Source organism: Serratia sp. CY37869, from assembly GCF_052168895.1.
Lineage (GTDB): Bacteria > Pseudomonadota > Gammaproteobacteria > Enterobacterales > Enterobacteriaceae > Serratia > Serratia ureilytica.
On record NZ_JBJNLU010000004.1, the window covers coordinates 226,875 to 248,967 of the forward strand.

Sequence of the window (22,093 nt, forward strand, 5' to 3'; positions counted from 1 at the left end):
GACCTATTTTCTCTTATAAATAGATCCTTCTCTTTGTTCTTCTTCATGCCGAATTCTGTTCAGGTTAGCCAAGCGATAGAGCAATTCTTCTCTGGCAAACTCACTGATGGTATAGCGAATGTTTTTTCCTTCTGGTAAGTATGCCACTTCATGAAAACCATGGCTTAAGTCCAGGTCATCGAAACCATAGGCATGTAACACCGCTAAATTTATTTTTACTTGCAGTTTGCGAAGCTCGCTCAGCGATGGAGAATATATATCAGGGCTGTGAAATGCATTGTAAAACTTGGTCATTCCCAGATTTTCATTTACCATATATTTCGATCTTAATTCGAAGAAATTTTCTCCAAGAGTAGATAGAGATTTCTCGTTCTTATCAAAAATATTTATTGGTAAAGGGAAAGTCTCAAAGATATCACCATGAGTATATCGAAGTCGTTCATGAAGTCGTGAGCCTTGTTCGAACGCCCATATCCCATGAATATCGGATGACAGGCAAGCAAACAATGAAAAACTATCGCTAGCAATTACACAAAGCGAGTGTGAATAAATATAAGTGTTTGGAACAAGCGTAAAGCAAGGGAATTTTGTTGCACCCGTTGCAAAAACTATAACTCGCTCAAGAGGGTTTTTGTTTTTATCCCATTCTTTGGGATGTTTTTCAAATGTATATCCTCTACCCAAGGCATGAAATAATGCTTTTGCATCTCGTCCATACTTCCACCAGTTTTTTCTCCTCCCCTCTGCGGTTGCGTTACCTTTAAGCTTATCACGTTCAGGTTTTACTTTACTTTGGACCAAACCAAAAGCAGACCCATAGGTTTTCGATTTTTCCAATGACCAATCGAAAAAACTTATAACCTTTCTGCTTGGGCGATGAGTTGGAGATTGATTAACTTCTTTACCTATCAAGTAGTCAAAAACTACTGAGCACGATTTATCATTATTTGAATTCCAAGTAGCATAGGTTTCTTCATCGACTAAAAATCCATCACCAAGAATGTTGGCACCCTGAAATACTAAGCCGCAACTATTAGATAGTCTAACTGGTTGCCAGTTTTCTCTATGCGTTAATGCCGCACTAATGATTGAAACTGGATGTTCTGAAATGTATAAGGGGCCGTTCCATTTTGATTTTGAAATAAATACACTACTCGTAACAACATTGGCTTTTCCTGGCCAAACTAAATTTGGGTTTGCTCTATAAATGATTGAGCCTAAATTAAGTATTGAATCAAGCCCAACTTCTCTGGTATTTCCTTCAGATATGGTATTCACCGCGATCAACCCAAAAAATCCGTTAGGACCAAGTAAAGAATTAGCTTTAATAAAGAAGTAGGCAACCAAATCAGCAGAGCCCCGTTTGCCGCCTGCGATTGCGTTTACCAAATACTCTCGGTAGCAATCACCCATGGTACCAGTGATCTTTTGCCCACCTAAAAATGGTGGATTACCGACAATACAGTCAAATCCTCCACTAAACTCAAACACTTCTGGGAACTCTAATGGCCAATGGAAAGGTTTACGAGGCAGCTTACTGGCTGGTAAATCAGTAGAAAAAGTAGTAATAGCCCTTTGCTGCATTAATATAAGTTGTTCTTTATCACCTTCCATCGCTTGCTCGGCTTGGATGGCAAGAGATACTAAAGCGGTTTCCAATGCTACGGCATTGCCTCTCGCTGCTAATACTTCCCCGATAAACGCATCTGCAATACTTCCCGGCACATCTAATCTGACTCGTGCATTGGTGTTCAATTGTGCCATAGACTCCACGTCGTGGACATCGCGGATAGGTGTCTCACGTAATTGCTGGCGCAGCGCAATGGCTTCGTGTACAGCTCGCTTAATATCTTTGCCGAACAGACGCAGCTGTCCTTGAGTTGTAGGATTCATCGAAAGCTGGGTGAGCTGATCAATCCTATGGATGCCAAGCAAACTATCCCCACAGCGTAAGTTGTGGTCAAGAAACCCAAAGGGTCGACCCTTAGCTAACGTTACTAGCCAGATGGAAAGCTTGGCAAGCTCAACTGCCAGTGAATTCAAGTCAACACCATACAGGCAGCGTTCGGCGATAAGGCGGCGGGCGATGACGATGCGAGCATCGGTATCGCGTGGCAGTAGCTCTTTTGTGTCAGGCATCTCCAGTACGTAGCCATCCGCACTCACCGTTTTTCCTGCTTCTTCAGTCAGCGACCAAGCCTCAACGAGACGATCGGCCAGCCAGCGGCAGGCTTGTACAAGAAAAGCACCCGAACCCATAGCTGGGTCGCAGATCTTAATATCAAGAAGTTCGACGGGGGATTTAAGTTTCCACGCTTCACGTGGAGTACCTTCCACTGGCCCGATATAGACCATCGGCGTTAGCGTTTCAGTAACAATGGTTTCGGTAAGCGATTTCGGTGTGTAGTGAGTGCCAGTCTCGCGTCGATTAGAACCGCTGGTGACGATGAAAGCCCCGGCAGGATAGACCAAAGGATAACCCCAGGGATCGGTTCGAAGTAGGTGAACGTAGGGTTTGATTCGGTCGCGTAGTTGTACGTCGCCTTGGCAAGTTGTTAAGAGGCGATCGGCTAAGGTGTCGTCGACTGCCTTAGTCAGATCTTTTCGTACCCTACTGACAGAACTACCAGAGCGTTCTTGCAGCAATTCGACCAAGCACTCAATACCATCCATGTTTGCAGAATCCAGCTCAGCCAATTTGACCCAAGGTGATTGCGCTTTTTTTGTTGCATCTAGTTCTAGCGTGACTTCACCGATGCGCCTGACGGTGCGTTCAAGCAGCCCTTCGTAGACATAACCTATTTGTTCTACGTCCAATGCACGGTAAGAGAGTGTGCGGCCCTGGAACTGTTGAATAGCTTCCAGTAGGAGCAGAACAGTACGGTTATCAATTGGCAATGGTTTAGCTGTATCTGTTCGCCAATTAGAACCTTTGGCCCTTCCCTCAAGGAAAGGGAAGTGGTCGGGATCGAACAGTGAGCTACCCAATGCGGGTAGACGCAAGTTCTCGTGCTCTACGCCGCAGTAAACTGCACGAAAGATTGCCAGCAGGCGTGACCAGGCATCCCAACGTCGTTCGAGGATTTCTGAAGACTCTTTACGTAACTGCATGCGTAGAGTTGAAATCGCATAGTTGGTCTCGTAGCGTTCGTCGCCCAAGAGTAGTAGTCCGCGCTCCTCAGCCGAGAGAAGGAATACCAGACGCATCATGACAGTCAGTGCGGCTTCATAAAGCTCAGTCTCTTTGACGTTGTGCAGCAGTTCGCGATTACGATCTTGATCCGCTTTGTCGAGGGACTGTATTAATACTTCTATGGCGCGGCGGACTTGTTCACCTAAAGCGTCGGTCACCTCGTCCTGGTATTGCAGCGAACAGTCGAACAATGCTGGTAATTGCTCGGATTCATTAACGAAGAAACGACGGATTCCGAGCAAGTGCACAAAAGCCTGCAACGTAATTGGCTCTTGGTTCCATAGGCGTGCATACCAGCTGGCGAAGGAGGTAACTGCACCAACTGGCGCATCTACTAACATCCAGCGTTCACCGTTAGTCACTAACCCGAGACGACAATCAAGAGAGCGGCATAACTGGACCATGCGGTCTGCCGGGGTAGTTAGCCATCCATCCCTTTTCATTGTGGCCTCAAGCTCCACGTCCGGTGTATAGGTGTGGATGAGCATCAATGGCTTGTTTGCATGTTGCTCATCAACAACGGCTAAATCTGGATACTGGGCTACACCATGATCCGGTAACACAGATTCCAGATGGTTTGCGCACCATTCTACGCGTTTTAGTACATCACTTTTACTATCTTCATCAAGATCAAGAACTCGAGATAGGACCTCATCAAGCCATGCATAGTGCAATTCAATTAACTGAGGATCGTCCTGTTCCAGTGCTTCACGCCATTCATCATAGGCCTGCCGTACCCGTTTGCGTTTGGTTCCGTTGAGTTCTTCCAGCCCCTGAGGGAAGGCTTCCATCAGTACGGGGATTGCGAGAAAGGGGCCTGAAATGTCGATCAGTGATAGCCAATCAGCGTGTAAATTAGTCATACTCATACTACACCCCTCTGAATAGAAGATTCAGGAACGAGAAAAATGACTGCAACCGGGAAAGTGCAGTCATCAATTTTGGTGTAGCGAGTTTCAATAGCTTGTATTTCCTGTTCGCGCTCTGTCGGTATGCGCGCAAGACGAGCTTCCAAGGCAGCATTATCACGTCTGAGTTGTATTCGTTCATCTTCTGAGAATAGTGAAAACTGCATAGGTTGTTGATCTTTCGCCAACTCAGCAGTAATAGTTCTTTCAAGTTCATTGAGAACATTACTGATATCAGCCAATTCACGATTTTTACGGGTCTGAAGGGTATTAGTTAAATTTTGCAGACGGTCTTTTGATCTTGCCTCAACAGACTGAAGAATGCTGTTTTGTGCACGATTAAAACGAACGCGGAAGGCATCAAATAGCGCAAATTCAGTGGTCAATGATTTAGCTTGTTCCAACCATTGTTGAATTTTATTGACGCCTTCTTCACGTCGAAAAGCTTTGTCACCAAGATAGCCCCCCGCTACTGTCAACTCTTCATGAAGTCGATGGTGATTACCTCCAGTGATGACCAATCGGGAGACGACGGCCACAGCAGGACTATCAAGTAATGTGTCTGGTACTGAGCGTACTGTAACTCGATGCAAGTTCTTTACATCATCATGTGCCCACACCTCGGCTCGTAGTAAACGCAGGCACATCTGTACCAAACGGTGATTCAAGTGGACCAGTACGACATCATCGCGGCCTTTAGCTACTGAGTGATCAAATGTTATGGGGCGAATCTGTTGGGTGTAGGGGTGTTGCAATCCTTCAAGACAGCGTGCCCATGTACCTGACAGAGCAGGCATCTTGAATACAGAGCCAGGAGGTATATCCGGTAGCTCAAAATGCTCTAGATTTGGACGGCCTGCAAGTGTGAGACCGGTATTAACGGCCATGTGGATATGCTCAGGAGTAAGATGAAAATCATGCTTAGCAGACAGAAGTCGATCATGTAGCTTAGCAATTCGTTCTTTTAGTTCGCGCTCAGCTGTAATAAAGCGTTTGGTTTTTGCGATTCTGGATTCAGCTAGACGAGTATCAATTTCTTTGATAGAGCCTTCAATCAAACCTGACATTTGTGGTGCGATAACTGGATTGACACTGCCCATGTCTGCTCGCATTGATTCGAGTTTTCGTAGAGCTCGAAGGATGTCGTCACCGTGACCACCGATACGAAGATCACCGTTTTCACTTCCATCCACGGGATGCCAGATCACGACTTCTTTCTGGCGCTGTCCGTGGCGATCGATACGTCCATTGCGTTGTTCCATTACATTAGGGTTGTAAGGAATCTCTAAATGGATCAGGTAATTACAGTAATTTTGAAGATCAATACCTTCTGAAGCGGCATCAGTAGCAAGTAGGATGCGAACGGGAGAGGTTTTAGGTGATGTCTGGAATGCTGCTTTGACTTTCTCGCGTTCATCCTGCGGCATGCTTCCATGAAGAATAGCCAAGCGCTCGCCACCAAGCCCATGACTGGCAAGAATCTCGTGCATCCATTGATGAGTGGTTCGATATTCGGTGAACAGAATCACCCGTTGTTCATTCCACTGACCATGTGTTTTTAAATTTGTGTCAATCCAATCAAGAACACCCTTAGCTTTAGAATCTACTTGGTTCTTGGCTATTTGTGCCCATTGGCGCAGATCATTCAATATCTGTTTCTGGTTGGGCGTGAGCGGTAGGGTGTGACGAGAGGCTTCTTCAACGGCCTCTGCTTGGGCATTCTCTACCTCTTGATCGTCGGCGTAATCTTCTTCGGCCCGAAGAATTGCTTTACGTAGAATACGCTCTGCCATAGCGTTCTTGTCACTGGTTTGTTTGCCATGAGTTAAAGTTGCTATGTGTTTTTCAAGCGTGGATGCGAAGGCTGCAGGTGAGGAAAATAGTCGTTTCTTCAGTAGCTGATTGACAAAGGCAGTCCCAAAGATTTTATTAGCTTTCTCTGCACCTTGTTCTCTACTTTTGCAGTATTCATTTAGTTGATCGTGGATGGAGCGCTCTTGCGCTGAGTATGCGACGGATAGGGCTTCGAGTTTGCGTTGAGCGTAGAGCAGCTTACCCTCAGAATCGACTAAATCACTTTTGAGTCTACGTACCATTACCTGATTCAGCAGTTTCTCGTCTGGAAGTACGTTCCTAGCGAAGCGTTGATCGTCCAGCAGTTCTAGCAAAGAAGTGAAAGATTCGGTATAGCCATTATGTGGTGTAGCGGTTAGAAACAATCGATGCTGGAAGTGAGGGCTGATCGAACGGATGAATCGAGTCCTCTGACTTTCCATGGCGTAGCTTGCTCCACCTACTGGTGCGATGTTGTGTGCTTCGTCAATAACCAGCATGTCAAATTTGCGTGGATAGCTGGTCTTTAGGGGGAGAACATCACGCATGGCGCGTAGGCCCTCTCCGCTCTTGGCCCAGTCCATCGAAGTGATTAATCGTGGATGCGATGTCCACGGATTCGCATGAATTCCTCGTTCACGTCTTAATGTCTTGATATAATCGGTGTCGACTATATGAAATTCTAGACCGAATTTTTCCAGCATTTCCAAACGCCACTTCTCCTGCAACGATGCAGGACAGACAATCAAAACCGTACGAGCACGATGTCGAAGTAACATCTCTTGAATGATTAACCCAGCCTCGATGGTTTTACCAAGGCCTACGTCATCGGCGATGAGTAAATTGACACGAGCCATGTCAATTGCACGTACCAAAGGATCCAGTTGGAAGTCCTCAATGCTGACGCCACTACGAAAAGGTGCTTGTAAGAAATTACGGTGGTCTGCTTTGGTAACTGCCCCCCAGCGCACAGCATCAAGAAAGGCCTCAAGGGTGTCTGAGTCATCTAGACCAGTAATTGATGGCAAACCAGCACGTTCAATTACTTGAGCCCCTGGTTCAATTTCCCAGATGACCTCAAGTAGTTCCCCTAAACTATCTTCATCAATAGAAGAAAGAGTCACTGAATGCTGCTGAAATGAAGCAGTTGGTAATTGAGAGGATGAGACTTCTACAACGAGCCATTGGCGTCGGCGAACTTCAACGAGCTGTCCTGGTTCAGGAGTAATTTGTTGAGACTGGTCTGCTTGATTTGAAATATCCATAAGATGTTCAGATTCCGGTTCAGTACCGCCCATTGGCTGTTTAAAGTTTCACTTTGTTGCGACTAAGTTCAAATCATCAAGGTGTGAATTTATACTGCGAGCGATTGCCTGACCGAGCTTTACCGGAACTGCATTTCCGATCATTCGACCCAGAACTCTAAGATTTACATTACTTTCATTGGGTATAAATACGTAGTCTTGGGGAAAACTCTGAAGAATAGCCGCTTCTCTCAACGAGATAGCGCGATCTTGTTCTGGGTGACCAAAGCGGCCATTTCCAAAACCATAACACTGAGTAGTCATAGTCGGAGCCGGTTTATCCCATTCCATTCGACCATAGACACTAGAGTACGTTTTGCCTCGATCCGTTCGATGGCAATCAGCAATTAAATGTTCAGGCCAGTCACGCCATGTTCCACCCGGTTTTGAGGCTTTGATACGTTGCATATTCTTTTCCGACAACATTGAAGTCACATGTAGCTTATCCCCAGTACCAGTTTCTCCTGCTTTTAAAGCAGGCAAATCACTTATGGCCTGTCTTACGGTAACAGGCTGAGTACATGTTGACTCAGAGAGCTTTATCTCACCATGTAAAGAGGCAAGCAGTACCATGCGCTTACGCATCTGAGGCACGCCATATTGAGTACAATCAACAACACTAAACCAAACGTGGTAACCAATGCGTTCTAAGGTGTCGACAAAGTCGTTAAAAACTTCATGTTTTGCAACTGAGGGGACATTCTCCATGGTGATCAAATCGGGGCGCGTTTCCTCAGCCAAGCGAGAAAACTCGTACAATAACCCCCATTTTCCATCCTTACCACCGTGCTCATAACGTCTTGCATAGCTTGAGAAAGGTTGGCAAGGTGCACAGCCAGCAAGAATCCTCACATCAGAATCAGCGTAAAGGTCATTCAAGTCTGAAGATGTGAAATCGCTTACGCTTTTCTCAATAAATTTTGCTTGATTATTAGTCTCATAGGGAAATTTGCAGGCAGGATCAATATCAATACCTGCGACAACAGGTACTCCCTCAAGCACAAGACCATGTGTTAACCCGCCTGCACCACAAAATAAATCAACACAAGATACTTTTTTCATCTAACAATCTTCTCGTTTATAAAGAAATTAATATAAGCTGATCTGATAACGTATTGTAAATTAAGGTTTTTTGTTTGGGTGACGATCTGCCAATGTGCTTAGTCGCTCGAATTCCAAACGATGTATCAGCAAATTTAATCGATAGTCCCATGGCTAAGGTTTGTTTACATGATCTCATGAACAGTCAGTGGCGTAAACGCTTGTGTGATAATGGTACCTACAGAAAAACAGCAGCAAGGATTAACATTTTACGTATTGGCTAAGTCTATGTTATATTTGAAATTATTTAGCAGAAGCGAACGTTAACTGTGTGGTCGGTTCATGGATAGAGGTTACATGGATGATTTCGATGCTCAGAGCTGATGGGCTGATGGGCTGATGGGCTGATTGGACTGACCCCACGACTGTAGACATATCCTGTCCTCACGACGAAGCCTGTTCAAAGGCCTCCGGACTGACGCCGCCAAGGTGACTGTGACGCCGGGCCCGGTTGTAGAACACTTCAATGTAATCGAAGATATCCGCCCGGGCCAGATCCCGGGTTTTGTATATTCTCTTCCTGATGCGTTCTTTTTTCAGTGAACTGAAGAACGATTCGGCCACTGCATTATCCCAACAGTTACCACGCCGGCTCATACTGGGTGCCAGGTTATTGGCCCGACAGAACCGTTGCCAGTCGTCGCTGCCGTACTGGCTGCCCTGGTCTGAGTGCACGATGACCTCGCTGTCCGGTGTACGTCGCCAGACTGCCATCATCAGCGCATCCAGTGCCAGTTCGCGAGAGAGGGTCGGCTTCATCGACCAGCCCACCACGTTACGGGCGAAGAGGTCGATAACCACCGCCAGATACAACCAGCCCTGCCAGGTGCGGATGTAAGTGATGTCGGTGACCCAGACCTGATTGGTCCGGACAACGGTAAACTGCCGCTGTAGTGGCACAGTAAATTTGGCCACCTGATTAAAGGTGATACCCTCACCTCAACACACAACAGGTGACTTAATGAACAAGAAAACCAAACGTACATTCACCCCCAGAGTTCAGGCTGGAATGTGCACAGCTGATTGTTGATAAGGGCTACTCATATCGACAAGCCAGTGAAGCAATGAATGTCGGTTCTACCACGCTTGAGAGCTGGGTGCGCCAGCTCAGGCGAGAGCGTCAGGGAATTACACCCTCTACAACACCCATTACTGCAGAGCAGCAACGTATTCGCGAGCTGGAAAAGCAGGTTCGCCGCCTGGAGGAACAGAATACGATATTAAAAAAGGCTACCGCACTCTTGATGTCCGACTCGCTGAACGGTTCACGATAGTCGCCAGACTGAGTGAAAGCCATACGGTTGTCAGCCTTTGTTCTGCTCTGGAAATACACCGCAGTAGTTACCGGTACTGGCGAAAACGAAGCGATACGGTTAATCCGGCGCGTGTCAGGCTGTACAGCGAAATAAGACGGGCGTGGAACCAGAGCCGGGGCTCTGCGGGGGCGCGCACTATAGCTGAGATGCTGGTCCAAAATGGCGTCCCGATGAGCCGCTATCGTGCCGGGCGTCTGATGAAATATCTGAACCTGAGCAGTTGTCAGCCCGGAAAACATCAGTACAAAAATGCTCGTCAGGTGCATACCTGCCTGCCGAATCTGCTCGAGCGTCAGTTCACTGTACCGGAGCCAGACCGGGTATGGTGCGGAGATATTACGTATATCTGGGCAGGAAATCGCTGGTGCTATCTGGCGGTTGTTATGGATCTTTTTGCCCGCAGGGTTATCGGCTGGAGTCTGTCAGCACATGCCGATACCGCACTGATAAGCAGTGCCCTGCGGATGGCCCATGAAACGCGTGGTCAACCGCGTGATGTCATGTTCCATAGCGACCAGGGAAGCCAGTATACAGGCCTTAAATATCAACAACTTATCTGGAGTTACAGAATAAACCAAAGCGTCAGTCGGCGGGGAAACTGCTGGGATAACAGCCCGATGGAACGCTTCTTCCGCAGTCTGAAAACAGAATGGGTGCCGACGGATGGTTACGCAGGTAGGGACGAGGTCCGGCAGCAAATTAATGATTACATATTGAACTACTACAATAGCGTCAGACCACACCACTATAACGGAGGGCTGACGCCGGAAGAGTCCGAGAACAGGTATCATTTTTACTGTAAAACCGTGGCCAGTATTACTTGGCCACTACACTACACACCTGCCTCTATCTGGCAAATGTTACTTACCCATCTGCTTGAACAGCACTATGGTCTAACGCTAAACGACACACCTTTCAGTGATGAAACCTTTACACAGGAACATTTCACTATAGGTATCCATCTCTGATGATTTTCAGTTAGTTCAAACTTCTAAAGTTCGTCTGCTATCGCATAGTCTTTGCCAAGATGACCGTAAACGGTGACTTAAAGTCCGCTTCGTGCCAGAAGCGGGCTTTGTTTATTTTACTAATGCTATTGATTCTAAATGCGAGTGAATTTAAATTAGAATGTAATGTCACTGGTATGATGAAGGGTAGTACTCGTTTCAGAGCCTGTATTGGTTTTTTGATTATTATAGATAATATATAGGATATACTTTGAAGGAATATACTGGAGCGGTTTTTTTTGTAGATATTCTTGGCGTTGGCGCTTTAACTCAAGGTAAAATAGAAATTAGTGAAAAGGATTTCTCAGCACATAATTTTAGATATGACAGTAAGTTTTCAGAGCATCAGTTTTGCGCAAAATTACTATTGAAATTTAGGAGGGTATTAATATCATCCACTACACATGTAAAAAACATTAAAGTGGCTCAACTATCTGATTGTGCATTCATCTGGTCTGATGATCCAGATATAGTAGTTAATGTCGCAAGGGATATAATGTGGAAAAGTGTACTAGGTGGACTTCTTTGTAGGGGCGGGTTGGCAAATGGACAGATCGTTGAGCCTGATAAAATAAACACTAAGTTAGGTATGTTTATTTGTGGCGGTGCAGTAACCGACGCGGTAAGACTTGAAGGAACAGGTAAAGGTGCAAGAGTATTTGTCAAACAAGAGTTAGTATCAGAGTTAAAAAAAATCCCATATACAGCATTTGTTCCAAGAAAGAGTCTAATTGATTTTTCCACAATAGATGAGTTTAAATGGTATCGATATCCTGATGTTATCAAGTCGGCTAATGAAAACTTAAATAAAAAATTAGTCATGAATGAGATTGTAAAACTTATAGCCATGCTTAAGCACTCTCCAAAATATATATGGAATGCGTCAAACCCTTTAGGGCGAGTTCAACTAGCTAGTTCGATTGATATCATCTCATCTGAAACCGAAGTACTTGCAGGAAATTCAGATTTAAAATTTGATTATGAAAATATGGTTGATAATTTAAATAACAGAAGTGAAGAGAAATATAAAAAAACCCTAATCAATTACCATAAGTTAATTAAGTCATCAGTTTGATTTTATTTAAGGTGTATTTTCTTAACTTGAAGTACTCATCATCAGGAACTGCTTATATAAATAATAGAATTCTCAGTCCACTTCTCTATGGTAGAGAACATGAAGAATTTTCGGCTTGTCCGCTTCTCAGCTCATAGCTGACAACAAGCGCTTAATTTCTGCCCACCTTGTACCAGAAGCTGTCAATGCCTAATATTGCGAGGTATAGATCAACGAGTAAAGATCAGGATATATGATGGTAACTAGGGAAAGCATGAAACAATGGATCATTGAGTGTCTTCGGGAACGTGATGGTAGTGCTTGGCCACGCGAAGTTTCAAAGTACGTATGGGACAGCTACGAGGCTGAGATTAGAGATTCGGGCGATATGTTGTATACATGGCAATATGACATTCGTTGGGCCGCTCAACAATTGAGAAACGAGGGTGCTCTGAAACCAGTAAATAGACGCAGAGATTTACCATGGGAACTAGCATAGCAAGATTCATTTTAATGTTATCGTTCATTTTGCGACCACGTCTGACTTTGTTCTGAGTTGATGCGAACGATATCCCTAATGAAACCGTTCCTACCTGCCTGAATCTTGCTTTGATAGCCATATCGGTGTTCTACTGGTATGGCTTTATACCCACTGGTGATGTCTATTTTTTATACGGATTTTAACTTGTGGGTACAAGTGCGGGTATAACTTTTTATTCCTGTTTATAAACTACATTGATATCAGTCTATTGGGTGTGAAATTCGAGTCCGGCCTTCTCAAATGATGGACGCCGAAAAATGTTTCTTGCGCCCCAAGTCGGTCTTTCGTAACTACCCATTCTGATAATGCTCATTTAGCAACATTGGATCTGTAGTAATGATATGTAAGCCTAATTTCCAATGAAGATATTCTCTCTATGAAAAGCAAGATGAGCTTTATCTGGAGAATGATTTATAGGCGTGCTAATTATTTCACCCTCATATTTCTCGAAGTTTTCCACATAGATACTGCTTTTCAATAGCTTGATTTTATTTGATAGTACCAGTCTCAAGTCTTCGTCGAAAGTGATTAGCCCACGGTCAAAAGCCTTGTCATGCAGGCTGGACAGGCACAATCCGTTACTAGGGTTAAGGCGTTGTTCGATTGAGTGGCTCCAAGGTAGGATATGGCTAGCAACGAGTAATGCTGGTTCTTCTAATCCGGTTATGCAGCAACGATATTCGTAAGCTTCCAATACATTTTTGCGGAACAGGTTTTGGTCTACACGTGTTTTGACTGTAGAGAACTTATCTCTGCCACTGAAATCTTTTGGCTCTTCATCAAACTCAGGTGTGGCTGGTTTCTCCAAGTGTTCCATTGCGGCTTGGCATTGCTGATTGAATAAATCCATATCTTGGCTCATTTCTTTCCACAGCTCACGATCGGCATTGGAGGCCCCTTTCAAACCGCTACGGCCAGATTCGATAATGTATGGATCCAAGCTAGCGAGGTTAACGAGCTTCATGGCTAGTGCTGATGGCGTGCGTCCAATCAATTTTGCATAGTGGATTATTTCGGGATTTTTTGAGTGAAGTTTGCCAAACGGTATTTGGCTATACAGAGTGAAGGCGATCAGTAATTCTTCTCTAGTCCAAAGTTTTGCAGCAGCCATACATCAATACCCAGCAGTTAACTCATCGATTTACCGAATGCGTTAACTATGCCAGGTAGGGGAGGAAATGCCTACCTTGATGAATGTTTTTATTGTGATATGTCAGTCAGATCTATTGGAAAAGTGTGGTTGGGAAGGGCGATGAGCATCGCCCTGATTGCCATTTACGTTAGTCGCAGGCTTCCATCTCCCGCAGAGCCCGCCCATAAAGGTTACACAGTGCAGGAACCAGATGCGCCGTGGCGTTGAGGTAGCGATTCAGCTGCTCCCAGCCTTCAGCGTCCAGCTGTGGGTGCTTTTGCAGCAAGTGGCCGAACAGCATCAGGCCATGGCACAGTCCTTCAGCCTGCTCGGCAGAGAGTGCGGCCAGGTCTAAAAGTTCTGAAGGGGTAAAAGCGCTGAGATCGAGGTGGTTAAACAGTTGGCGATAGAGGGTGAGGGTGTTGGGGATGGTTTCAGAAGCGTTGGGTAAGTAAGTGTTTTCCATATCGGCTATTTCCATTGGGTGAGAAATACCGCTACCAGAAGAGACGCTAAACTCGGGTGGTAGCTCGAACGGCGTTAGCGTACCGGCCCCAACGGATACCGGCCTTCCCGAAGGAAGCACCGTCCGAGCCACCATTGTTTGGGTGCGCATCGGCATGCTCGAATTTATACCATATTCGAACAGGGTTGGGGGATTCGGAACGCTAACTCCGGCTGCGGATTTTGCCGCAGCGAAAAAACTATAACGTTATCAGTAAAAGGAAAAAATAAGCTGTATGGAATTACAGTTTATTTACTTTTAGGATTGGAATGTACCTCGCAATTCGGCATATCATCTTTGCGTTGAACTATCAGTCATCCATTCATGGATAATATTTCCTCATTAAGATTTATAAATAATGGAATATGATGAAAGCTAATTTCTTACTGGCCATTGCAGGATCGATATTGCTAAGTGCCTGTACTGGCGATCGTCTCGATCAGCGCTATGTGCCGGACATCCCTATCACCGCCCATACTAAAGCGAATGGCGACATCTGTATCTATCCGTCACCAAAGGAAAATGAAAGGCCAGATACGCTCTTTATCAGTGGTGATACGGATGAGAAATTGATTGAGGTAGCGAGTCAGGATCTGAAAAATGGCATTTGCGTTACGCAGAACGATTACATTTTTCAGGAAAACCAGACCTATAACATAAGGCTAAATTTCGTACCGATTGATAAGCGCCGAGATCTGCAGGATGTTTCCGGCAGAGCCTTTATCGCCCACTTCAAAGTGAGAAAATTTAATAATCACTTTGTTATCGAAAACACCCAATAACGAGGCGTTCTATTGAAATAACAGTGCTTCAGCACTGTCCGAATCTTGCAGATAAGGTGCCGATTAATTTGGCGTTAACCGTTCCAGTATTTATCCTTTCTAGAGCTTATGTTAATCATACGGCTTTGCTAATTCACGGATGAACGAACATGGCGAATGAAGATGAGTTGCGTATTGCCTTGTCGCCAGTGCAGCTTGCGGCGGTGCTGTCTGATGAAAGCGTCACTGAAGGTGAAACGCTCAGTAACCGTCTGCTTGGTGGTTTGGGGCTTGCCGGTGGTGTCGTTGAGCTGATGGGGGCAGGGGTGTTGTGCTATGCGCCGGATCCGACGTTTATCACCAAAGTTGGGTGTGTGGTGGTGGGAACGCATAGCCTGGACAGCATCAAGGCCGCTTCCAATCAGATGATTACCGGGCAGCCAACGACGACTGACACTTATCAGTCTGCCGTTGTGTTGGCGCAAGCATTGGGTGCCGATGGGGAAACGGCCTATAACGTCGGTTTAACGGTCGATATTGCCGTGCCTTTAGTCTTTGCCGGAGCGGTTGGCGCAGCCAGAGCCGCATCCGTCCGCATGGGGCGGGTTAAGCTGATTGAGCATGAGTCCGTTAGCGGTAAATATCCGGGCGGGCACACATTGGCTCGGCATATCAACATAGCTCCGGAAGCGCTTATTGCCAGGCTAGCCAGGCGCCCGAGACTGATCGCGGCAAGTACCTTCAGATCGGTATAAAGAGGCCGAAAAGTATGTATCTGTCACGGTCAAGGCGAACCGTGCAGATATTATGAATTGGGTAAAGTACGCATCTCCCGGCAGCCGTTTGAGCGTGTATCATAATTTTTCAGAGTCAGTGGGTTACGGCGTGCTACGCGGCAGCACTGACGTCTATCAATGTCATCGGGTTGGCGTCGTGATTGAATTTACCCGCTATAATGGCAAACCTTACTTTATCCTTAGCGCCTTCCCTGCGAGATAAGCCGATGAAAACCAGCGAACTTGATAACCTGATCGTTGTTTATTTTGGCCAAGATTATGACCTGATAAATGCAGAGGGCGATATTACTACGCTGATCGCAGAGTACATTCGTCTGGCGACTTATCAGCAGCGCGAGGCTTTGGTCAATGAGATAGATGCGTTATTGGCGCAGGATGATGTGGAGTTCTTATTCAACCAACGTTTCGGCTTTACCTTCAGTCCGGAGCTATGGGGAACCACGGTTTCCGCATTCCTGCAACAGGCCAGAAGCGCTGCAGTGAAAGCGCTTTGAGCACCATCATGATTCGCAATCACTTTAGCGAGCTCAGTAGCCTATTCAGTATTTACTTCGGTCAGGATTATGATCTGTTTACTGATGCCGAAACGGCCGAGGAGGTGATTGACGGCTTCCTTGAGCAAAACGGCAGTCAGGTCATCCGCGATATCCTTGAGGAGACTAAAGAGTTTCAGGTTACTTATGCAGGGCGTATAGACGAAGGCATGATGGAGCATTTTTCAGATGAGTTTGTGCCTGAAAGCTGGGACATTACAGCGGTAGCATTCTTTGCCATGTTGCAACGAAAAGCAGAGCAAAAGCTGGGGCAGCTTAAACGAATTTAAGCCCCCCTACCCCAGCCCAAACCTACCCCAAATCCCCCCCATTGCTGGCGATCACCTTCTTATACCACCAGAACGATTTCTTGCGGGTGCGGGCGAGGGTGCCGTTGCCCTGGTCGTCGCGATCGACGTAGACAAAGCCGTAGCGCTTGCTCATTTCGCCGGTCGAGGCGGCCACCAGGTCGATGCAGCCCCAGGTGGTGTAACCCAGCACCGGCACGCCGTCGGCGATGGCGTCGGCCATGGCGCGGATGTGCTCGCGCAGGTAGCTGATGCGGTAGTCGTCCTCAATCTCGCCTGCTGCATTGAACTCGTCGTGTGCGCCCAGGCCGTTTTCCACCAGGAACAGCGGCTTTTGGTAACGGTCGTACATCATGTTCATGGTGATGCGCAGCCCCAGCGGATCGATGCCCCAGCCCCAGTCGCTGCGTGGCACGTGCGGGTTCGTCAGCGATTTCACCACGTTGGCGGCGCTGCTGTTGTTGTCGTTCATGTCGGCGGAGGCGCAGCGCGAGGCGTAGTAGCTGAAGGAGACGAAGTCGACGGTGTGCTTCAGGATGTCGGCGTCTTCCGGTGCCATCGCGATGCTCACGCCTTTCTCGCGGAAGACGCGGGCGGCGTAGGAGGGGTAAGCGCCGCGCGCCTGCACGTCGATAAAGAACAGGTTCTCGCGGTCTTTCTCCAGCGCAGCCCACACGTCTTCCGGCTTGCTGGACCACGGGTAGAAGTTGCCGCCGGCCAGCATGCAGCCCACTTGGTTGGCGGGGTTCACTTCGTGGGCGATGTGCGTCGCCAGCGCGCTGGCCACCAGTTCGTGGTGTGCGGCCTGGTATTTCACCTGTTCGGGGTTTTCGTCCGCTTCAAACACCAGCCCGGCGCCGGAGAATGGGCTGTGCAGCAGGATGTTGATCTCGTTGAAGGTCAGCCAGTATTTCACCAGCCCGTCGAAAGCCTCGAAGCAGGTGCGGGCGTAGCGAGTGAAAAACTCCACCATCCTGCGGCTGCGCCAGGAGCCGTATTCGGTCACCAGGTGCATCGGCACGTCGAAATGGCACAGGGTCACCAGCGGCTCGATGCCGTATTGGCGGCACTCTTCGAACAGGTTGCGGTAGAAGGCGATGCCCTCGGGGTTGGGCGTCAGCTCGTCGCCGTTGGGGTAGATGCGGCTCCAGGCGATGGAGGTGCGGAACACGGTAAAGCCCATCTCCGCCATCAGCGCGATGTCGTCGCGGTAGCGGTGGTAGAAATCGATGGCGTCATGGCTGGGATAGAACTCGTCGTCGCGCAGGCTAAAGCGCTTCTCCAGCCCGAGTTTGACCGCCATGCGGTTGGCGCCGTGCGGGAGCATATCGACGGTGGTCAGCCCTTTGCCGCCCTCGCGATAGCCGCCTTCCGCCTGGTTGGCGGCTAAAGCGCCGCCCCATAAAAATCCTTTAGGGAATGTTGAATCGGACATGCAATCCTCAATACCCGTCATATTTGAAGCTGCATCCGTGTTGGCTGCGTTCACTCACCCGAATCACTTACTTGTGTAAGCTCATCGGGATTCGCTCTCTTGCCGCCTTGATGCCGCTCCAACTATTTAGGGTATAAATATACGTTAATGCGTTGCGCTGGCGGCGTTCGCCGCCGGTGCGGTTTGGCCGGGCGCGGCGGCGTTTTCCGGCAGATCCTCGAAGCCCAGCATCAGCGTGAGCGCGAACGACAGCACCACCGAGAGCGCCATCACCGCCACCACCCACACGATGCTCATCGGGTTGGCCGGATCGAAGAACTGCACGCTGGTGAACAGCCCGGGCGAGGCCATCGAATGGCTGGCCAACCCGCCGATGCCGGCGACCGCGCCGCAGACGAAGCCGCTGATCAGGCTGGCAACCAGCGGCCGCTTCAGGCGCACCGCCACGCCGTACAGCGCCGGTTCGGAAATCCCCGCCACGATGGCGGAGGCCGCGGCGGCCAGCGCGGTCTGGCGCAGCTCGCGGTTCTTGGTTTTCAGCGCCACCGCCAGCGAAGCGCCGCCCAGCGACAGGTTGGCGCCGATCTCCGAAGGCATCACCATGCCTTCTTTGCCGGTCTCGGCGATGGTCTGGATGATGGTCGGGGTGAATACCCGGTGCATGCCGGTGATCACCAGCAGCGGCCAAATCGCCCCCATGATGGCCACGGAAAGCCAGCCCAGGTAGCCGTGCACGGTGTAGACCAGCGCAGAGATGCCGCTGCCGATCCAGATGCCGAGCGGGCCGATAAGCAGAATGGCGATCGGCGCGGCGATCAGCACGATCAGCATCGGCTTGAGGAAGTTCTTGGTCACCGCCGGGGTGATGCGATCCACCCCGCGTTCGATGTGCGACAGGATCCAGGTCATCACCAGCGCCGGGATCACCGTGTAGGTGTATTTCACCGCCGTCACCGGGATGAAGGCGAATTCCACCGCCTGGCCCTGCGCCGCCTTGGCCATCAGATCGATAAAGTTGGGATGCACCAGCACCCCGGCGATGGCGATCGCCAATGACATGTTGGTTTTGAACTTCAGCGCCGCCGAGGCGGCGACCATCACCGGCAGGAAGAAGAACGCGCCGTCGCCGATCACATTGAGGATGACGAGGGTCGAGGAGCCTTTCTCGAATACCCCGGCCATGTCCAGGATCATCGCCAGCAGCTTCACCATCGAGCCGCCGATGATGGCGGGGATCAGGGGCGACATGGTGCCCACCAGCGCGTCGAGAATGCCGGCGCCGATGCCCTTAAGGGTGAGTTTGTGCTTCACCGGGGCGGCGGGGGATGCTGCGCCCGGCATGCCGAGCGCCAGCACCGCCTGATAGGCCTTGGCCACCTCGTTGCCGATGATCACCTGGCACTGCTCGCCGCTGTGCACCACGCCCAGCACGCCGTCGATGGCCTTCAGCGCCGGCGTGTCGATTCGCGCTTTGTCTTTCACCACGAATCTCAGGCGGGTCATGCAGTGGGTCACGGCCTCGATATTGCCCGTGCCGCCCAGGGCGGCCACAATGGCGTGCGAGATCTCTGCGTAGTTCTTCGGCATGGCGTGTCGTCTCTCAGATAGCAATTCGGATAGCCCAAAGGCGAATATTTACTGCCTGGGCGATCCGTCGTTCCATTCGTATGAAACGCCCATAAGAAACCGGTTTCACAAAATCATGTATTGGTGTTTTATTCTTGGCAAGAACTATGATTTTTGGCGTTGCGTTTTCGTGATCTGGATCGTCAGGGGTAAGCGCATACCGATGTGCAGGGGCGTGAAAACGTTCCAAACGCCGGGCGTCTTGGGTAGACTGCGCTGAACCCATGGATTTTGGCGGCGCACAGATGGCAACGATACTCGAGGTGGCGAAAAAGGCCGGCGTTTCAAAGGCGACGGTGTCGCGCGTTTTATCCGGCAGCGGCTATGTCAGCGAGGAGAAACGCGCATTGGTGGATAAAGCCATCGCGGAAACCGGCTATCGGCCCAACCTGCTGGCGCGCAGCCTGGCGACCAACACCACCCAAACCCTCGGCCTGGTGGTCACCAACACCCTCTACAGCGGCAACTATTTCAGCGAACTGATGGCGCAGTCGGCGCGCATCATGGAGGCGAACGGCCGCCAACTGATCCTGGCGGACGGCAAGCACACCGCCGAAGAGGAGCGGGCCGCCATTCAGTTTTTGCTGGATCTGCGCTGCGACGGGGTGATCATCTATCCGCGTTTTCTGTCGATCGCGGAAATGGACGAGATCGTCTCCCAACACCGCCAGCCGATTCTGGTGATCAACCGGCGGCTGCGGCTGAACGACAGCTACTGCATCTTCAGCGATCAGCACGCCGCCGGCGCGGCGGCGGTGGCGCACCTGATCGCGCGCGGCCATCGCGACATCGCCTTTATCACCGGTTCGCTCGATTCCCCCACCGGGCTGGAGCGGCTTTCCGGCTACAAATCCGCGTTGGCGCAGCAGGGCATTGCGGTTAACGAGGCGTTGATCGTCGAAGGAAAATGGCACGCGCAAAGCGGCGTGGCGGCGGTCGATGCGCTGCTGGCCGGCGGGCAGCCGTTCAGCGCCATCGTCGCCGGCAACGACGAAATGGCCATCGGCGCGATGAAGCGGCTGGCGGAGCGCGGCGTGGCGGTGCCGGAGGCGGTATCGGTCATTGGCTTCGACGACATCCCGCTGGCGCCCTATACCGTGCCGTCGCTGTCGAGCATGAAGATGCCGGTCACCGAGATGATCCAGGAGACCATCAACCGCCTGCTGTCGATGCTGGACGGCGGCGAGCTGAGCAAGCGCCCCAGCTTCCCGGCCAGCCTGATCGAGCGCGAATCGGTGGCGGCGGGGCCATATTGGGGAAAGGCATAAGCGCGTACCCGTCTTTTTCAGGCGCTACAACGCTTGAATCCGCCTCTTCGACAAAGCAAAAATCCCCAGCGCGCTGCACAATGCCAGGGCGCTGGCGGCTGCCGTGGATAGCGCGAACTCGCGTGTGTAGGGTAGCAGCAGGCCAACCGCAGAGATGCTGCCCAACAGCAGGCTAAAGAACAGCGCTTTTTTACGATAGGGCGCCTTTAGGTTGAGATAGGCGGCGACGGCGCAGACGATAAGCGTGCCACCGACGACGACCAACAGCGGCAGGATGATGAGCGCCCCGGCGAGGAGATTGGACAGCTCAACGTCCTCCACGCCGGCGTAAGAGACAATAAGAAACATGATGCCGATGGCTAACACCGTGCTCAGTTTGATGACGATATAGGCGCTCGCGCACAGGTTAAGCGCCTTTAATCCTACTATCATCACGTTGTTTGCCATCGTTCATCCTTGAGTTTGCTGGATATAGGCCGTGTTGGCCTGGGGAATGGTTTATCTTACCCCAACCCCCCAATCCGCTCCCGAATCTCCTCCTCCGGCAGATCCACCCCGATAAACACCAACGTGCTCTTGCGCTCTTCCTCAGGCAGCCATTCCCGATCCCAGTCGGCGTTATACAGCCGCTGCACGCCCTGGAACAGCAGGCGGCGCGGCTCGTCTTCGATAGACAGAATGCCTTTGTAGCGCAGCAGGTTGTCGGCGTATTCCAGCAGCAGGCTTTCCATCACGTCGGAGATTTGCATCAGCGGCAGCGGGCGCTCCAGCGTCACGACAATTGAGCGGATGTCGCTCTGTGGCTGCGGGATACGGCGGAACAGCGGGGTGGCTGGCGTCAGGTTCAGCTTGTCGTTCAGCGTGAAGCCTTCGATGTCGAACAGCACGCTCAGATCGATATCGCCGTGCGTGACCTTGTAGACCGGCGCGCGGGCGTTCATCCGCTGCAGCCGCTGGATCAGCGCCTCGCAGTCCGGCGCCACGTCGGTTTTGGTCAGCAGGAGGCGGTCGGCGTAGCCCACCTGCGCCTGGGCGATGCTGAACTGGCTCAGCTGCTGCTCGGCGTGCGCCGCGTCCACCAGGGTGATGATGCCGTCCAGCAGGAAGCGCTCGCACAGGATCTCGTGCGAGAAAAAGGTCTGGGTAATCGGGCCGGGATCGGCCATGCCGGTGCATTCGATGATCAGCCGATCGAACGCCAGCTGGCCGCTGTCGACGCCGTCAAGCAAATCCAGCAGCGCGTCCGCCAGTTCGTTGGACTTGCTGCAGCAGATGCAGCCGTTGCTCAACGTGGTGATGCGACTGGCGCGATCGCCAATCAGCGCGTCGTCGATCGGCACTTCGCCGAACTCGTTCTCGATGACCGCGATCTTATAGCCGTGTTCGGCGTTCAGGATGTGGCGCAGCAGGGTGGTTTTGCCGGCGCCCAAAAAGCCGGTCAGGATGGTGACTGCAATGGGTTTCATACGGG

The 22,093-nt window shown here is 50.1% G+C and carries 15 protein-coding genes and 3 pseudogenes; 8 read left to right on the forward strand and 10 right to left on the reverse strand.

Annotated features, from left to right (window positions below; translation table 11 throughout):
• Nucleotides 1–3: 3 nt before the first annotated feature.
• The 4 genes and pseudogenes from ACJ8J1_RS19785 to ACJ8J1_RS19800 all read right to left on the reverse strand — a co-directional run.
• Nucleotides 4–4,062: an Eco57I restriction-modification methylase domain-containing protein gene (locus tag ACJ8J1_RS19785; protein ID WP_103681827.1), complete on the reverse strand. Its 4,059-nt coding sequence runs from the start codon at nt 4,060–4,062 to the stop codon at nt 4–6.
• Nucleotides 4,059–7,199, reverse strand: coding sequence for a DISARM system SNF2-like helicase DrmD (drmD, locus tag ACJ8J1_RS19790; protein ID WP_103681828.1), 3,141 nt, complete (start codon nt 7,197–7,199; stop codon nt 4,059–4,061). The genes ACJ8J1_RS19785 and drmD overlap by 4 nt, the downstream gene beginning before the upstream one ends.
• A gap of 48 nt (nt 7,200–7,247) precedes the next feature.
• Nucleotides 7,248–8,300: a DNA cytosine methyltransferase gene (locus ACJ8J1_RS19795; protein ID WP_103681829.1), complete on the reverse strand. Its 1,053-nt coding sequence runs from the start codon at nt 8,298–8,300 to the stop codon at nt 7,248–7,250.
• A gap of 423 nt (nt 8,301–8,723) precedes the next feature.
• Nucleotides 8,724–9,233 (reverse strand): annotated as a pseudogene (locus ACJ8J1_RS19800) (IS3 family transposase); the annotation flags it as partial.
• Between the two features lie 31 nt (nt 9,234–9,264).
• Here ACJ8J1_RS19800 and ACJ8J1_RS19805 point away from each other — a divergent pair.
• The 3 genes and pseudogenes from ACJ8J1_RS19805 to ACJ8J1_RS19815 form a co-directional block, all read left to right on the forward strand.
• Nucleotides 9,265–10,476 (forward strand): annotated as a pseudogene (locus tag ACJ8J1_RS19805) (IS3 family transposase); the annotation flags it as partial.
• Complete coding sequence (locus ACJ8J1_RS19810) at nt 10,462–10,623, forward strand: toxin (RefSeq protein ID WP_258040516.1); 162 nt, start codon at nt 10,462–10,464, stop codon at nt 10,621–10,623. The pseudogene ACJ8J1_RS19805 and the gene ACJ8J1_RS19810, both read left to right, overlap by 15 nt.
• A 250-nt stretch (nt 10,624–10,873) precedes the next feature.
• The gene (locus tag ACJ8J1_RS19815) at nt 10,874–11,737 is read left to right on the forward strand and encodes a hypothetical protein (RefSeq protein ID WP_146049810.1); all 864 of its coding nucleotides are present in this window, start codon (nt 10,874–10,876) and stop codon (nt 11,735–11,737) included.
• A gap of 869 nt (nt 11,738–12,606) precedes the next feature.
• Here ACJ8J1_RS19815 and ACJ8J1_RS19820 read toward each other — a convergent pair.
• Nucleotides 12,607–13,368: an HNH endonuclease gene (locus tag ACJ8J1_RS19820; RefSeq protein ID WP_033641712.1), complete on the reverse strand. Its 762-nt coding sequence runs from the start codon at nt 13,366–13,368 to the stop codon at nt 12,607–12,609.
• A 169-nt stretch (nt 13,369–13,537) separates the two neighbouring features.
• Nucleotides 13,538–13,855, reverse strand: coding sequence for a hypothetical protein (locus tag ACJ8J1_RS19825; protein WP_033641713.1), 318 nt, complete (start codon nt 13,853–13,855; stop codon nt 13,538–13,540).
• A gap of 407 nt (nt 13,856–14,262) precedes the next feature.
• On the opposite strand from ACJ8J1_RS19825, the gene ACJ8J1_RS19830 reads away from it, so the two are divergent.
• The 4 genes and pseudogenes from ACJ8J1_RS19830 (at nt 14,263) to ACJ8J1_RS19845 (ending at nt 16,275) form a co-directional block, all read left to right on the forward strand.
• Nucleotides 14,263–14,676: a putative T6SS immunity periplasmic lipoprotein gene (locus ACJ8J1_RS19830; RefSeq protein ID WP_033644185.1), complete on the forward strand. Its 414-nt coding sequence runs from the start codon at nt 14,263–14,265 to the stop codon at nt 14,674–14,676.
• 149 nt (nt 14,677–14,825) lie between these two features.
• A pseudogene (locus ACJ8J1_RS19835) lies at nt 14,826–15,654 on the forward strand (RNase A-like domain-containing protein).
• Between the two features lie 4 nt (nt 15,655–15,658).
• On the forward strand, nt 15,659–15,946 hold the full coding sequence (locus ACJ8J1_RS19840; protein ID WP_050594399.1) for a contact-dependent growth inhibition system immunity protein: 288 nt from the start codon (nt 15,659–15,661) through the stop codon (nt 15,944–15,946).
• Nucleotides 15,943–16,275, forward strand: a complete 333-nt coding sequence (locus tag ACJ8J1_RS19845) for a contact-dependent growth inhibition system immunity protein (protein WP_033641714.1) — start codon at nt 15,943–15,945, stop codon at nt 16,273–16,275. Before ACJ8J1_RS19840 ends, ACJ8J1_RS19845 begins: the two co-directional genes overlap by 4 nt.
• 22 nt (nt 16,276–16,297) lie before the next feature.
• On the opposite strand, the gene ACJ8J1_RS19850 is transcribed toward ACJ8J1_RS19845, so the two are convergent.
• Together ACJ8J1_RS19850 and ascF are read right to left on the reverse strand one after the other, a co-directional pair.
• A complete protein-coding gene (locus tag ACJ8J1_RS19850) occupies nt 16,298–17,728 on the reverse strand; it encodes a 6-phospho-beta-glucosidase (protein ID WP_033641715.1) in 1,431 nt (476 codons plus the stop codon).
• A gap of 144 nt (nt 17,729–17,872) precedes the next feature.
• Nucleotides 17,873–19,315 carry a PTS cellobiose/arbutin/salicin transporter subunit IIBC gene (gene ascF, locus ACJ8J1_RS19855; protein ID WP_033641716.1) on the reverse strand — a complete coding sequence of 481 codons (1,443 nt, stop codon included), beginning with the start codon at nt 19,313–19,315 and terminating at the stop codon, nt 17,873–17,875.
• A 284-nt stretch (nt 19,316–19,599) separates the two neighbouring features.
• Here ascF and ACJ8J1_RS19860 point away from each other — a divergent pair, with 284 nt between their 5' ends.
• A complete protein-coding gene (locus ACJ8J1_RS19860; RefSeq protein WP_145957376.1) occupies nt 19,600–20,622 on the forward strand; it encodes a LacI family DNA-binding transcriptional regulator in 1,023 nt (340 codons plus the stop codon).
• Between the two features lie 24 nt (nt 20,623–20,646).
• Here ACJ8J1_RS19860 and ACJ8J1_RS19865 read toward each other — a convergent pair whose 3' ends face one another.
• Both ACJ8J1_RS19865 and yjiA read right to left on the reverse strand, forming a co-directional pair.
• Entirely contained in the window at nt 20,647–21,069 is a 423-nt protein-coding gene (locus ACJ8J1_RS19865; protein WP_033641718.1) for a hypothetical protein, read from the reverse strand.
• 56 nt (nt 21,070–21,125) lie between these two features.
• Nucleotides 21,126–22,088: a GTPase gene (gene yjiA / locus ACJ8J1_RS19870; RefSeq protein ID WP_033641719.1), complete on the reverse strand. Its 963-nt coding sequence runs from the start codon at nt 22,086–22,088 to the stop codon at nt 21,126–21,128.
• Between the last annotated feature and the right edge of the window lie 5 nt (nt 22,089–22,093).